The organism is Pseudohalocynthiibacter aestuariivivens (assembly GCF_018457175.1).
Classification (GTDB): domain Bacteria; phylum Pseudomonadota; class Alphaproteobacteria; order Rhodobacterales; family Rhodobacteraceae; genus Pseudohalocynthiibacter; species Pseudohalocynthiibacter aestuariivivens.
In genome coordinates this window covers 212,255-225,414 of the sequence record NZ_JAGFNU010000004.1, presented here as the reverse complement: position 1 = coordinate 225,414, position 13,160 = coordinate 212,255, and the positions used below count along the sequence as shown (strand labels likewise).

Sequence of the window (13,160 nt, the reverse complement as noted above, 5' to 3'; positions counted from 1 at the left end):
TGGCCTTAGAGGAAAGTGATGGCGAATAATTCTGGCAACGACGGTAAAAACACCCTGTACTGCTCTTTTTGCGGAAAGAGTCAGCATGAGGTGCGTAAACTTATCGCTGGCCCAACAGTGTTCATCTGCGACGAGTGCGTCGAGCTGTGCATGGATATCATACGCGAAGAGACCAAGACAGCCGGGCTGAAATCATCCGAGGGCGTGCCATCTCCTCGCGAGATTTGTACTGTGCTGGATGACTATGTCATCGGACAAACACATGCGAAACGGGTGCTGTCAGTCGCGGTTCACAATCACTATAAGCGCCTGAATCACGGCTCTAAATCTGGTGAGATTGAACTCGCGAAATCGAACATCATGCTTATTGGCCCTACGGGGTGCGGTAAAACGCTTCTTGCGCAAACGCTGGCGCGTATTCTGGATGTCCCCTTCACAATGGCTGACGCCACAACGCTGACCGAAGCAGGGTACGTTGGGGAAGACGTTGAAAACATTATTCTAAAGCTGTTGCAAGCGTCTGAATACAATGTTGAACGCGCGCAGCGTGGTATCGTTTATATTGACGAAGTTGATAAGATCACGCGTAAATCTGACAATCCTTCGATAACCCGTGATGTGTCGGGTGAAGGCGTTCAGCAAGCGTTGCTGAAAATTATGGAAGGCACAGTCGCTTCTGTTCCGCCACAAGGCGGGCGCAAGCATCCGCAGCAGGAATTTCTTCAGGTTGATACCACGAATATCCTGTTCATTTGCGGCGGTGCATTCGCAGGTCTCGAAAAGATTATCGCGACGCGTGGCAAGGGTTCATCCATGGGATTCGGCGCAGATGTGAAAGACAACGACACCCGCGGTGTCGGTGAGATGTTCACTGAACTTGAGCCTGAAGATCTTCTTAAATTTGGGTTGATCCCGGAATTTGTTGGCCGCCTACCAGTCATCGCAACACTGACTGATCTGGACGAAGACGCGCTTATCACGATTCTGACGCAGCCCAAAAATGCATTGGTCAAACAATATCAACGGCTTTTTGAGTTAGAAGACACGACCTTGACCTTTACCGAAGATGCGCTGGCTGCAATTGCAAAACGTGCGATAAACCGGAAAACGGGTGCTCGAGGTTTGCGGTCTATCATGGAAGATATCTTGCTGGATACGATGTTTGAATTGCCCGGAATGGACAGCGTTGATGAGGTTGTTGTGAATGAAGAGGCTGTAAATTCTGATGCAGCACCGCTTTTCGTACACAGTGATGCGAAAGAAAATCCGGTTTCCGTTGGTTAGATACGCTGGCGACTGAGACCTGCTAAATTATTAGGATAGGGCCATCGTGTGTGCGGCGGCCCTTTTCCATTCTGAGACTGATGGAGTTTTCAGCTCTCGAATAGAACTACTCCCTTACGCGTCCTGAAACTCGGCGCAGCAAAGCCAAATTCTGAAATGAAATGACGCTCCATTATCACGATGCGCTCTCTTCCACTGGACCTTGGCGCAAACATGGTTCATATCATGAGAAATTGCTCCCGGAGGGTTTCATGCGCTTTATTTTGTCTCTTATCACTTGGTGGCACGGCCAAACGCTTGGTACACGGCTATTTACCTGGCGCAAAGGTGTCAAAGTTGGCGAGGATGAACAGGGCAATATCTTTTACCAAACCCGCGACGGAAAACGCCGCTGGGTGAATTACGCTAACGATATTGAAGCGAGCCGCATTTCCCCTGACTGGCACGGCTGGTTGCATTTCACCTGGGACGAGCCACCGACAAAGACACCATTGGCGCATAAGCCTTGGGAAAAGCAACATCAGGAAAACCTGACAGGTACAGAGCTTGCCTATGCGCCTGCAGGTTCAATCAGGCACACGGCCACTAAGTCTGGTAAAGACTATGAAGCCTGGAAGCCTGAGTAATCCACAGACTTGGGATACTTAAATGTCTGAGAATACAACAGAGGTATTGGTCGGCGGGGCCGTTCTGGCTGTCGCGATAGGGTTTCTTGTTTTTGCCGGGCAAGCAACGGGGTTCTCCACTGAAAGTGGCGACTATTCCTTGAAAGCGAGTTTCAGATCCGTCGAAGGCGTTTCGATCGGGACTGACGTTCGGATGGCCGGTGTCAAAGTCGGAACGGTGATCGGGCTGAACCTGAACACACAAAATTTCAGAGCAGATAGTGAGATTTCGGTTTTTGAAGGTGTCGTAGTTCCGGACGACAGCTCTATCCAAATTTCCTCTGAAGGGCTTTTGGGTGGAACTTTTGTTGAAATATTACCCGGTGGTTCGCCCCTGAATTACGAACCAGGATCGGAGATAGAGGATACGCAAGGCGCAGTAAGCCTCGTGTCCTTGTTGCTGAAATTCGTATCAGGCAGTGAAGAATGATCCGAGCTTTGGCAATTGTTGCTGCTCTGGCCGCAAGTCAGGGAAACGCACAAGATGCCACGGAAGCGAGCGGCGCTGTGCTGCGCAGTCTTGATAAGGTAAACGGTAACCTAGCTGACTATCAGATGTCATCGGGCGAGGTCGTAAAGCTCGGAAGGTTGGAGATCAAACTTAACAGCTGTCGCTACCCAACGGGAAATCCCGCGGGCGACGCTTTTGCTTCGCTGGAAATTCGTGGCGAAGGCTCGGTTTCACCTTTGTTCGAAGGATGGATGATTGCATCATCACCCGCGCTCAATGCTCTGGACCACCCGCGCTATGATGTTTGGGTATTGCGCTGTATCACGTCCTGACCGCTTGGCGTGCCAACCTGTCTGTTGAAATCTGCGTTTACAAGCAAGGCCTGTTCCAGCAATTCACGATAGTGCGCGCGAGAAATTTCAACAGCGCCCAAGGATGCAAGATGTGGGGTGATGAATTGTGTATCGAATAGCGTAAACCCCCCGACCCGCAACCTGTCTACAAGATAAGCCAGCGCGATCTTTGACGCATCCTTGCGTCGTGAAAACATGCTTTCACCAAAAAAAGCACCGCCAAGCGCTACGCCGTATACCCCCCCCACCAATGTATCTTCTTGCCAAACCTCCATTGAATGCGCAAAGCCCATTTCATGCAGTGACAGGTAAAGCTGAAAGATTGAGTCATTGATCCAGGTCTCATTTCTGTCTGCACATCCTTTTAAAACAGAAAAAAAGTCAAAATTTGTTCTAATTTGAAAAGTTTCATGGCGTATATTTCGCTTCAAGGTTCTTGAAATGTGGAATTTGTCCAATGGCAAAATTCCCCGATCTAACGGGTCCACCCAGAAAATCTCGGGGTTTTCCTGTGAATCTGCCATAGGAAAAACGCCCGCAGCATAAGCGCGAAGCAACATTTCAGGTGTGATTTTTTCAGTCACGGGGAAGACCCCCCAAGCACTGGCTACCCGCCCAGGTTGGTTTCCAGCCAATGTTCCAACCAGTGGATGTCGTAGTCACCAGTCTGGATATCCGGTTCATCAAGCAACGCATGGAAAAGTGGCAGGGTGGTATCAATGCCATCTACAATCAACTCTCCCAGGGCTCGCTTTAACCGAGCCAGTGCTTCTGGTCGGTCGCGGCCATGCACAATCAGCTTCCCAATCAGACTGTCGTAATAGGGGGGTATTGAATAACCGTTATAGAGTGCGGAATCCATACGCACACCCAAACCACCCGGTGCATGAAACGCGGTGATCTTGCCGGGACAGGGGCTGAAGTTCGGGAGTTTTTCCGCGTTGATCCGCACCTCGATTGCGTGGCCATGCAGGTCCAGATCATCCTGCCCAAATGACATTGAAAGCCCACCTGCCACGCGGATCTGTTCACGAACAAGGTCTACACCAAAGATGGCTTCTGTAACGGGATGTTCGACTTGGAGTCGCGTGTTCATTTCAATGAAAAAGAATTCACCGTTTTCATAGAGAAATTCAATTGTGCCAGCGCCAATGTAGTTGATACGCGCGACTGCGTCGGCGCAGGTCTTGCCAATCTTGTCCCGCAATTCTGGTGTAATGCTTGGGCCGGGGGCTTCTTCGAAAACCTTTTGATGGCGGCGTTGAAGTGAACAGTCACGCTCTCCCAGATGAACGGCTTTACCCTTGCCGTCCCCAAAAACCTGAACTTCGATATGCCGTGGCGCACCCAGGTATTTTTCAATATAAACTTCATCGTTACCAAAGACTGATTTGCCTTCGGAACGCGCCGTGCGGAACGCCGTTTCAAGTTCATCAGCGGATTTGGCGAGCTTCATGCCGCGTCCACCACCACCGGCAGTTGCCTTGATGATGACAGGGTAACCCACTTCTTCAGCTACTTTTTGTGCCGTTTCATAGTCAGGGACACCACCTTCGGATCCGGGAACACATGGCACACCCAGCGCCTTCATAGTTTCCTTGGCGGTAATCTTGTCGCCCATGATGCGGATATGTTCCGCCGTCGGTCCGATAAACGTGATGTCATGATCCTGAACGATCTGTACGAAATTCGCGTTCTCGGACAAGAAGCCATAGCCGGGGTGAATGGCTTGTGCTCCTGTGACTTCGCAAGCAGAAATGATCGATGAAATCGAAAGGTAACTGTCCACGCCGGGCGGAGGCCCGATGCAGATTGCCTCGTCAGCCATACGCACATGCATTGCGTCTGAATCAGCTGTCGAATGTACGGCGACCGATTTGATTCCCATTTCCCGGGCTGCACGAATGACGCGCAAAGCGATTTCGCCTCGGTTGGCGATCAGGATCTTTTCGAACATGGCGCCTGCCTTTATTCGATGATCATCAGGGGAGCGCCATATTCGACTGCGTCCCCGTCTGTCACCAGAATGCGTTTAACCGTGCCAGATCTGGGCGCGGGGATTTGGTTCATGGTTTTCATGGCTTCAATTATCATCAGGGTGTCGCCTTCGTTGACCTGCGAGCCAACTGTGACGAAGGCGGCGGCACCCGGTTCAGCAGCCAAATAGGCTGTGCCGACCATTGGTGAAGAAACAGCACCAGGGTGGTTCGCTGGGTCTTCTGAGTTGGCAGCAGGAGCTGAAGGGGCCCCTTGTGCGGGTGCAGCGGGTGCTGCAACAGGTGCTGCGGCTTGAACAGCCGCAGAAGCGAGAACCGTTTTTGCGCGGCTGACCCGGACGTTCAAACTGTCGTCCTCGCCGTAACAACGTTTGACTTGAAGTTCGGTCAGATCATTCTCGTGCAGCAATTCTGCCAGCGCCTGAATAAATGCAACGTCTGAATCTTGAGATTTTTTTGTCATGCCATCCTCGATTGGTCTTGCTGCTCGTCTGTAGCGAGCTTGCCCTGAGCTCGTTTGCTTATACGTCAGCCAATGTAGGGTGAAAAGCGATTGTTGCCATTAAATGGAAGACTGCCATGTGCCAGTGAGAAAAAACAATGCGTTAACGAAAAAAGAGAGACTAAAAATTTACCATTTGATAAAAAAATGAACTTGTGGCAAGATTCGCGTGACATAAACCAGCAGGGAGGCCGGTAATGCCAAACAGCCAAATGACGCCGGGGATTCAGTCAGGCAGACTGAGTGCAGAGGCATACCAGGAAAATTTTTCAGATTTGCATCCGCCTTATGAGCCGCATGAAGCTGCCGTTGCCGCAGACCGATGCTATTTTTGCTATGATGCGCCATGCACAACCGCCTGTCCTACCGACATCGATATTCCGATGTTCATTCGTCAGATTCAGACTGGAACACCTGAAGAAGCCGCAAAAACGATTTTTTCTCAGAACATTCTGGGCGGGATGTGCGCGCGGGTCTGCCCGACAGAAACGTTGTGCGAAGAGGTTTGTGTGCGTGAGGTTGCTGAGGGTAAGCCCGTCGAAATCGGACGTTTGCAGCGATATGCGACAGACAAACTGATGAATAGCGGCAAGCATCCGTTCAGTCGCGCCGACGTGACTGGTAAAAAGGTTGCCGTCATCGGCGCAGGGCCTGCGGGCCTTTCTTGTGCGCACCGTTTGTCGATGTATGGTCATGATGTCGACCTCTTTGATGCACGATCAAAGGCTGGCGGTCTGAACGAATTTGGAATCGCTACCTACAAATCCGTAGATGGGTTTGCTGCACGCGAAGTTGACTGGCTTTTGCAGATTGGCGGAATTTCCCTCAAGACCGGAAAATCGCTCGGAAACGGGCTAAGCATTGACCAATTGACGACGGCATATGACGCTGTGTTCCTTGGAATCGGCCTTGCGGGCGTAAATGCACTTCGGGCAGAGGGCGTTGATAAAGACGGAGTGTCTGATGCGGTTGATTTCATCAGCACACTTCGGCAGGCCGAGGATATGTCAACCATTCCTGTTGGACGAAATGTTGTTGTCATCGGGGGCGGGATGACGGCTGTTGATGCGGCAGTACAATCAAAACTGCTTGGTTCTGAAAACGTGACTATCGCCTATCGCCGTGGCCGTGATCAGATGGGGGCCTCAGGATTTGAGCAGGATCTCGCAGCATCGGCTGGGGTGCGCATTCTTGAAAATGCGCAACCCGTGAAGGTGCATGGCAATGGGGCCGTTCAGGAAGTGGAGTTCGAATATACCGAAACCACCAGCGACGGCCTGCGCGGCACTGGCGAGACATTTCGTTTACCTGCGGATCAATTGTTAAAGGCAATCGGCCAGACGCTTGGTGAAACACCTGAAGGGATCATTCTGGAGGGTGGTAAAATCGCCGTTAGCGACGCGGGGCGTACGTCGGTTAACAACGTCTGGGCTGGCGGGGACTGCGCCACTGGCGGGGACGACCTTACAGTGACAGCCGTGGCCGAAGGCCGCGATGCTGCCGAAGACATCCACCAAAGCCTGATGGGCTGAGAGGAGGAATAAATATGGCTGATATTTCTGCAAATTTTCTGGGGATCAAATCCCCGAACCCGTTCTGGCTCGCTTCGGCACCGCCAACGGACAAGGAGTACAACGTCCGCCGCGCGTTTGAGGCCGGATGGGGTGGCGTTGTCTGGAAAACACTTGGGTCGGAGGGCCCGCCCGTGGTTAATGTAAACGGCCCACGATATGGCGCGATTTACGGGGCTGACAGGCGGCTTTTGGGGCTCAATAATATCGAGCTGATCACGGATCGTCCGCTTCAGACAAATCTGCGAGAAATCAAGGCTGTAAAGCGTGATTACCCGGATCGGGCGATGATTGTATCACTTATGGTGCCTTGCGAAGAAGCGGCATGGAAAGCGATTTTGCCTGTCGTCGAAGAAACCGGCGCGGATGGCATCGAGCTTAACTTCGGGTGCCCTCATGGCATGGCGGAACGTGGTATGGGTTCTGCTGTGGGGCAGGTGCCAGAATACATCGAAATGGTGGCACGCTGGTGCAAGCAAAATACCCGGATGCCTGTGATCGTAAAGCTGACGCCAAATATCACCGATATTCGTCGTCCGGCAGAGGCAGCCAAGCGCGGTGGAGCAGATGCCGTCAGCCTGATCAACACGATCAATTCGATCACCTCGGTGAACCTGGATGCAATGTCACCAGAGCCAATGATTGATGGCAAAGGAACGCACGGCGGCTACTGTGGTCCGGCAGTCAAACCGATCGCAATGAATATGGTCGCGGAAATCGCACGCAATCCGGAAACAGCGGGTTTGCCGATATCTGGCATCGGCGGTGTTACCACATGGCGTGATGCTGCGGAGTTCATGGCGCTTGGGTGCGGTAATGTTCAGGTATGTACCGCCGTTATGACCTATGGTTTTAAAATCGTTCAGGAAATGTGTTCGGGTCTCTCTGCTTGGATGGATGAAAAAGGGCATAGCTCTGTCGACGATTTTGTTGGCAAAGCCGTGCCAAACGTTACCGACTGGCAGTATTTGAACCTCAACTACATTGCCAAAGCCAAGATTGATCAGGATGCCTGTATCAGCTGCGGTCGGTGTTATGCCGCTTGCGAAGATACCAGCCATCAGGCGATTTCAATGTCCGAAGATCGCGTGTTTGAGGTGATGGATGACGAATGTGTCGCCTGCAACCTGTGCGTTGATGTTTGTCCGATTGAAGACTGTATCACGATGGAACCTATGCAGCCGGGTCAGATAGACCCGCGCACAGGCGAAAAGGTTCCGTCCGAATACGCGAACTGGACAACGCATCCAAACAACCCATCCGCAGTCTCGGAGCCAACCTTCGGCGGATGAACAATCTCCCAGGGTTTTTAACCCCACCTTCACCCCGGCCTTGTGTCGGGGTGTTTTCGTTTGGGGGGAGGTCGGAAAGTAGTGATGGTTTGCGTTAATGTCATTGTTGACGAGTAATGAGCGGCGAGTTCGAGCTAACTAAGATTGTTGCCGCGAACCCTGTCCTTCGATAGTGATTTCGGTGAACTGGATTTGGTGGATATGGAGCTCATTCGTGGCAAATGAGATGGAATTGACCGGGAGATGCATGTGTGGTGCCGTGAAGATTGTTGCGACAGCCCGCAAGCCAACTGTCGCAGCTTGTCATTGTAACATGTGCCGACAATGGTCGTCAGGGCCATTCATGGGAGTGAATTGCCAAAATGCGGCATTCGAAGGCGAAGAGAGCATTGGTCGAACACGTTCATCTGACTGGGCGGAACGGGGTTTTTGTACGAAATGCGGATCAAACCTTTTTTATCACATCATAGACAGCAAAGATTATCAGATAGCCGCTGGCCTGTTCGACGATCAGTCGAAATTACGCATGTCGTTGCAGGTCTTCACTGACAGCAAACCGAAGTTCTATGAGTTCTCGAACGAGACCAAGATGATGACGGGTGCAGAGGTTGCCGCCTCATTCGGACCCTCACCGAAGTGATCCACCCACCACAAAATTGTTCTTAAGAAGCCTGCGCCGGTTCCTGATTTAACACGAGTGCCGCGCTTAAACCGGATCAGGTGGGGGCTTTGATCCGGGCAATGTCTGAATTGCCTGCAAAGCCCACCTAATCTCCTTGCGGTCTTCTCTTTTCTAAGGTGTCAGCAGCTTGGTGAACAAAAGGTCCAGATACGCTTTTGCCTCCGGGTATGGGTCATCTTCCTTGCCTGCCAGAACACTTCGGACTTGAACGTCAAAGTCGGCGTAGTGCTGGGTCAGGGACCAGATTGAAAAGATCAGATGGTGCGGGTTTACGTTGGCTATCTTTCCTTCAGAAATCCAGTTCTTAATGACTTTTGCCTTCGCATCCACCAGTTCTTTCAATTCTCCGTTGATCGTTTCTTTGATCCGCGGTGCGCCTTGTATGATCTCGTTCGCAAACAAGCGGCTTTCACGGGGGTAATCGCGGCTCATCTCAAGTTTGCGGTGCATGTAAGACAGGATTTCCTGTTTCGGATCCCCCTTGGCGTCCATTGCGCGTAGCGGATCAAGCCATGTGTCCATAAGGCTCGATAAAAGCGCGATATGGATCGCATCTTTCGACGGAAAATAATAAAGCAAGTTTGGCTTTGACAACCCGGATGCCAAAGCAATTTGATCCAGCGTGGAACCGCGATACCCATACTGCGAAAACACCTCTAATGCGGCATCCAGAATTGTGGTGATATTCTTCTGCTGAATGCGTGTGCGCGGTTGAGTCATGCGTCTTCCCAAAAATAGCTTTGTCAAAGGCCCGGGCGGGTTCTTTTCTATAAACGTTCAGCGCAATTTGAACAATAAAATCAGATGGACACTGCGCCCTAATCTAATGAGTTTACCCAATGTAGCAGGATTAACCGGTATTTTTGCCAACAGGCACCACCCCGATACCTTTGAGAATGATCTCTTTTACAGATACCTTCGCCTCTGCCCAGTCTTTGTCAGACAAGGGTTTGCCGTTGTTCAGCGTTTCAATCTGATGACCAAAGTCGGCATAGTGCTGGGTTGTGGCCCAAAGCATATAAAGCAGATGGCGTGGGTTGATCGGGTCCATCAAACCTGCGTCAATCCAGCGTTGAATGACAGCCATTCGCCCATCCGTCCAATCTTTCAAAGTGTTCTCCAGATAATCCTGAATAACAGGCGCACGATGCATCACTTCTGACGCCCAGACTTTAGACCCAGCGGGGTGCCTGCGGCTGATTTCCATTTTTGCGTCAATGTATGCCCCGATTCCCTCGGCAGGGCCGGGGGCGGCATCAAAGATGTCTGCGGCCTGCAACCAGACCTGAAAAATGTTCTGCACAACTTGTCGGTACAGGGATTCTTTTGTTGGAAAATAATAGTGCAAATTGGCCTTGGGCAGACCGGCAACATCCGCAATCAACTGCATGGTTGCCCCGCCAAACCCCGCTTCTGCAAAGACTTTTTCGGCTGCTTCTAAAATAAGCTTTTCATTCTCCTGCCGAATATCTTTTTTGCGGGCGGGGCGCTGGGCTATAGGCATTGCAAAAACCATCCAGAATTTTCTTGACCGGTTGGTCAGGTTGTGGTCGTGTTATCTTGACCATACGGTCAGGATGTAAAAAAATGCAAGAGGCAGAAGGCCCGGCACCTGACACGACCTAGGGAGAGAGAGAATGGCTGCACCCGGTGAGAACCTGAAAATCAATGGCGAACGCCTTTGGGACTCTTTGATGGAAATGGCCAAAATCGGCCCCGGCATTGCGGGTGGCAATAACCGCCAGACCCTGACGGATGAAGACGGCGAAGGCCGTGCACTGTTCCAAACCTGGTGCGAAGCGGCGGGTTGCACGATGGGGCTCGACACCATGGGCAACATGTTCGCCCGGCGTGAAGGAACAGACCCTGAGGCGCTGCCGGTCTATGTCGGCTCGCACCTCGACACCCAACCGACGGGTGGTAAATATGATGGTGTGCTTGGGGTTCTTGGCGGGCTCGAAATCCTGCGCACGCTGAACGACCTTGGGATAAAGACCAAACATCCCATCGTTGTGACCAACTGGACGAACGAAGAAGGCACACGTTATGCCCCCGCAATGTTAGCGTCAGGCGTATTTGCTGGGATGCACACGCAGGACTGGGCTTATGACCGTGAAGACGCCGAAGGTAAGAAATTTGGGGACGAGCTGAAACGCATCGGCTGGCGGGGTGATGAAGAGGTTGGCGCGCGCAAAATGCATGCCTTCTTTGAACTTCACATCGAACAGGGCCCGATTCTTGAGATAGAAGGCAAAGACATTGGCGTTGTGACCCACGGTCAGGGCCTGAGCTGGACGCAAGTGACAATCACCGGCAAGGACAGCCACACAGGCTCTACCCCCATGCCGATGCGCAAGGATGCGGGGCTTGGCCTTGCCCATGTGCTGGAACTGGTCAATCAGATCGCGCTTAGCCACGCACCCGATGCTGTGGGTGCGGCGGGCCATATTGATGTTTATCCGAACTCGCGCAACGTGATTCCGGGCAAGGTGGTGTTCACTGTTGATTTCCGCTCGCCCGATCTGGCAGTGATCGAAGATATGGAAGCCCGGCTAAAAACTGGCGCGCAGGCGATTTGCGATGAAATGGGTCTGGGGGTTGAGTTTGAAAAGGTTGGCGGGTTTGATCCGGTCACCTTTGACGAAACTTGTGTAACTGCCGTGCGGAATGCCGCTGAACGGCTGGGCTATTCCCACCGCAACATCATTTCAGGTGCCGGGCACGACGCCTGTTGGATCAACCGCGTCGCCCCAACCGCAATGGTCATGTGCCCCTGTGTTGACGGGCTAAGCCATAACGAGGCCGAGGAGATCTCCAGGGAATGGGCCACAGCCGGGGCAGATGTGCTGATGCACGCGGTGGTCGAAACGGCGGGAATTGTGGAATAGGGAGAAGATCAATGACCAAAGTCATCAAAAACGGCACCGTCTGCACTGCAGACCGTACATGGAAGGCCGATGTCCTGATCGAGGGCGAGGTGATCAAGCAGATTGGCGAGGATTTGAAGGGTGATGAATACATCGACGCCGAAGGCGCCTATGTCATCCCCGGTGGGATTGATCCGCACACTCACCTTGAAATGCCATTTATGGGCACAACGGCGGCGGAAACCTTTGAATCCGGCACATGGGCCGCCGCAGCAGGTGGCACCACGATGGTGGTTGATTTCTGCCTGCCGGGGGCTGACGGCTCTATCAAGAACGCAATCAACGAATGGCACCGCAAATCCGCGCCGCAAATCTGCTCTGACATTGGCTATCACATGGCGATCACAGGCTGGGATGAGAATGTGTTCACCGAGATGGAAGACGCGGTGAAGATGGGTGTCAACTCCTTCAAACACTTCATGGCCTACAAGGGCGCGTTGATGATTGAAGACGACGAGATGTTCGCGAGCTTCAAGCGCTGCGCCGAGCTTGGTGCGCTGCCGATGGTCCACGCCGAAAACGGTGACCTGGTGGCAGAGCTTCAGCAGAAGTATTTTGATCAGGGCATCACGGGGCCAGAGGGCCACGCCTATTCACGCCCACCCGAACTGGAAGGCGAGGCCGCGAACCGCGCGATCACCATTGCCGATACAGCAGGTGTGCCGCTTTACATCGTACATGTGAGTTGCGAACAGACGCATGAGGCAATCCGCCGTGCGCGGCAAAAAGGCATGCGGGTTTATGGTGAGCCACTGATCCAGTTCCTGACTCTGGATGAGTCTGAGTATTTCAACAAAGACTGGGATCATGCCGCGCGGCGTGTCATGTCACCGCCGTTCCGCAGCAAGGACCATCAGGACAGCCTTTGGGCCGGGCTTCAGGCGGGCAGCCTGCAGGTTGTTGCAACGGACCACGCGGCGTTTAACACCGAACAGAAACGCGCGGGCCGCGATGATTTCCGGATCATTCCGAATGGCTCGAACGGGCTTGAGGAACGGCTGGCCGTGCTCTGGACCGAAGGCGTCGAAACCGGGCGGCTTACGCCAAATGAATTTGTCGCAGCCACTTCAACAAACGTCGCCAAGATATTGAATATATATCCGAAAAAAGGTGCGATTGTCGAAGGCGCCGATGCCGATATCGTGGTATGGGACCCAAAAATATCTAAAACCATTTCGCCTGCGAACCACCATTCCGTGCTCGACTACAACGTATTCGAGGGTTTCAACGTGAGCGCCCAAAGCCGCTATACCCTAAGTCGGGGTGAAGTGATCTGGGCCTGGGGGCAAAACAGCCAGCCGCAACCGGGAAGAGGCCGGTTCGTGCCGCGCCCTGCGTTCCCGTCTGCGCACACCGCACTTAGCCAGTGGAAAGCACTGAACTCTCCACGCAAGATTGAGCGTGATCCGCTGAACATACCGGCAGGGATTTGATAG

At 52.7% G+C, this 13,160-nt stretch carries 14 protein-coding genes; 9 read left to right on the top strand and 5 right to left on the bottom strand.

Translation table 11 applies throughout. The features are described 5' to 3' along the window. The first annotated feature begins 18 nt into the window (after positions 1 to 18). From clpX to J4E70_RS08455, 4 genes are all read left to right on the top strand, one after another. Positions 19 to 1,284, top strand: a complete 1,266-nt coding sequence (gene clpX / locus J4E70_RS08470) for an ATP-dependent Clp protease ATP-binding subunit ClpX (RefSeq protein ID WP_213888659.1) — start codon at positions 19 to 21, stop codon at positions 1,282 to 1,284. 251 nt (positions 1,285 to 1,535) lie between these two features. Continuing rightward, entirely contained in the window at positions 1,536 to 1,910 is a 375-nt protein-coding gene (locus J4E70_RS08465; protein ID WP_213888658.1) for an NADH:ubiquinone oxidoreductase subunit NDUFA12, read from the top strand. Positions 1,911 to 1,932: 22 nt separating this feature from the next. Continuing rightward, complete coding sequence (gene mlaD / locus J4E70_RS08460; RefSeq protein ID WP_213888657.1) at positions 1,933 to 2,379, top strand: outer membrane lipid asymmetry maintenance protein MlaD; 447 nt, start codon at positions 1,933 to 1,935, stop codon at positions 2,377 to 2,379. Beyond that, the gene (locus J4E70_RS08455; RefSeq protein WP_213888656.1) at positions 2,376 to 2,732 is read left to right on the top strand and encodes a DUF2155 domain-containing protein; all 357 of its coding nucleotides are present in this window, start codon (positions 2,376 to 2,378) and stop codon (positions 2,730 to 2,732) included. The genes mlaD and J4E70_RS08455 overlap by 4 nt, the downstream gene beginning before the upstream one ends. On the opposite strand, the gene aat is transcribed toward J4E70_RS08455, so the two are convergent. From aat to accB, 3 genes are read right to left on the bottom strand one after another with little or no spacing between them, the layout of a single operon-like run. Next, positions 2,696 to 3,313: a leucyl/phenylalanyl-tRNA--protein transferase gene (aat, locus tag J4E70_RS08450; RefSeq protein WP_213888738.1), complete on the bottom strand. Its 618-nt coding sequence runs from the start codon at positions 3,311 to 3,313 to the stop codon at positions 2,696 to 2,698. The genes J4E70_RS08455 and aat overlap by 37 nt on opposite strands. A 47-nt stretch (positions 3,314 to 3,360) precedes the next feature. Beyond that, the gene (gene accC / locus J4E70_RS08445) at positions 3,361 to 4,710 is read right to left on the bottom strand and encodes an acetyl-CoA carboxylase biotin carboxylase subunit (protein ID WP_213888655.1); all 1,350 of its coding nucleotides are present in this window, start codon (positions 4,708 to 4,710) and stop codon (positions 3,361 to 3,363) included. An 11-nt stretch (positions 4,711 to 4,721) separates the two neighbouring features. Continuing rightward, positions 4,722 to 5,213 carry an acetyl-CoA carboxylase biotin carboxyl carrier protein gene (gene accB, locus J4E70_RS08440; protein ID WP_213888654.1) on the bottom strand — a complete coding sequence of 164 codons (492 nt, stop codon included), beginning with the start codon at positions 5,211 to 5,213 and terminating at the stop codon, positions 4,722 to 4,724. A gap of 236 nt (positions 5,214 to 5,449) precedes the next feature. Between accB and J4E70_RS08435 the strand changes: the two genes are divergently transcribed. The 3 genes from J4E70_RS08435 (at position 5,450) to J4E70_RS08425 (ending at position 8,755) form a co-directional block, all read left to right on the top strand. Further along, the gene (locus tag J4E70_RS08435; protein WP_213888653.1) at positions 5,450 to 6,784 is read left to right on the top strand and encodes an NAD(P)-dependent oxidoreductase; all 1,335 of its coding nucleotides are present in this window, start codon (positions 5,450 to 5,452) and stop codon (positions 6,782 to 6,784) included. 14 nt (positions 6,785 to 6,798) lie between these two features. Beyond that, entirely contained in the window at positions 6,799 to 8,115 is a 1,317-nt protein-coding gene (gene preA / locus J4E70_RS08430; protein WP_213888652.1) for an NAD-dependent dihydropyrimidine dehydrogenase subunit PreA, read from the top strand. Positions 8,116 to 8,329: 214 nt separating this feature from the next. Further along, positions 8,330 to 8,755 carry a GFA family protein gene (locus tag J4E70_RS08425; protein ID WP_213888651.1) on the top strand — a complete coding sequence of 142 codons (426 nt, stop codon included), beginning with the start codon at positions 8,330 to 8,332 and terminating at the stop codon, positions 8,753 to 8,755. Between the two features lie 153 nt (positions 8,756 to 8,908). Here the strand turns inward: J4E70_RS08425 and J4E70_RS08420 are convergent, their stop codons facing one another. Together J4E70_RS08420 and J4E70_RS08415 are read right to left on the bottom strand one after the other, a co-directional pair. Then, complete coding sequence (locus J4E70_RS08420; protein ID WP_213888650.1) at positions 8,909 to 9,517, bottom strand: TetR family transcriptional regulator C-terminal domain-containing protein; 609 nt, start codon at positions 9,515 to 9,517, stop codon at positions 8,909 to 8,911. 130 nt (positions 9,518 to 9,647) lie between these two features. Continuing rightward, positions 9,648 to 10,301, bottom strand: a complete 654-nt coding sequence (locus J4E70_RS08415) for a TetR/AcrR family transcriptional regulator (protein ID WP_213888649.1) — start codon at positions 10,299 to 10,301, stop codon at positions 9,648 to 9,650. Positions 10,302 to 10,434: 133 nt separating this feature from the next. Between J4E70_RS08415 and J4E70_RS08410 the strand changes: the two genes are divergently transcribed. Both J4E70_RS08410 and hydA read left to right on the top strand, forming a co-directional pair. Continuing rightward, positions 10,435 to 11,685: a Zn-dependent hydrolase gene (locus J4E70_RS08410; RefSeq protein ID WP_213888648.1), complete on the top strand. Its 1,251-nt coding sequence runs from the start codon at positions 10,435 to 10,437 to the stop codon at positions 11,683 to 11,685. A gap of 11 nt (positions 11,686 to 11,696) precedes the next feature. Continuing rightward, positions 11,697 to 13,157: a dihydropyrimidinase gene (hydA, locus tag J4E70_RS08405; RefSeq protein ID WP_213888647.1), complete on the top strand. Its 1,461-nt coding sequence runs from the start codon at positions 11,697 to 11,699 to the stop codon at positions 13,155 to 13,157. The last annotated feature ends 3 nt before the right edge of the window (positions 13,158 to 13,160 follow it).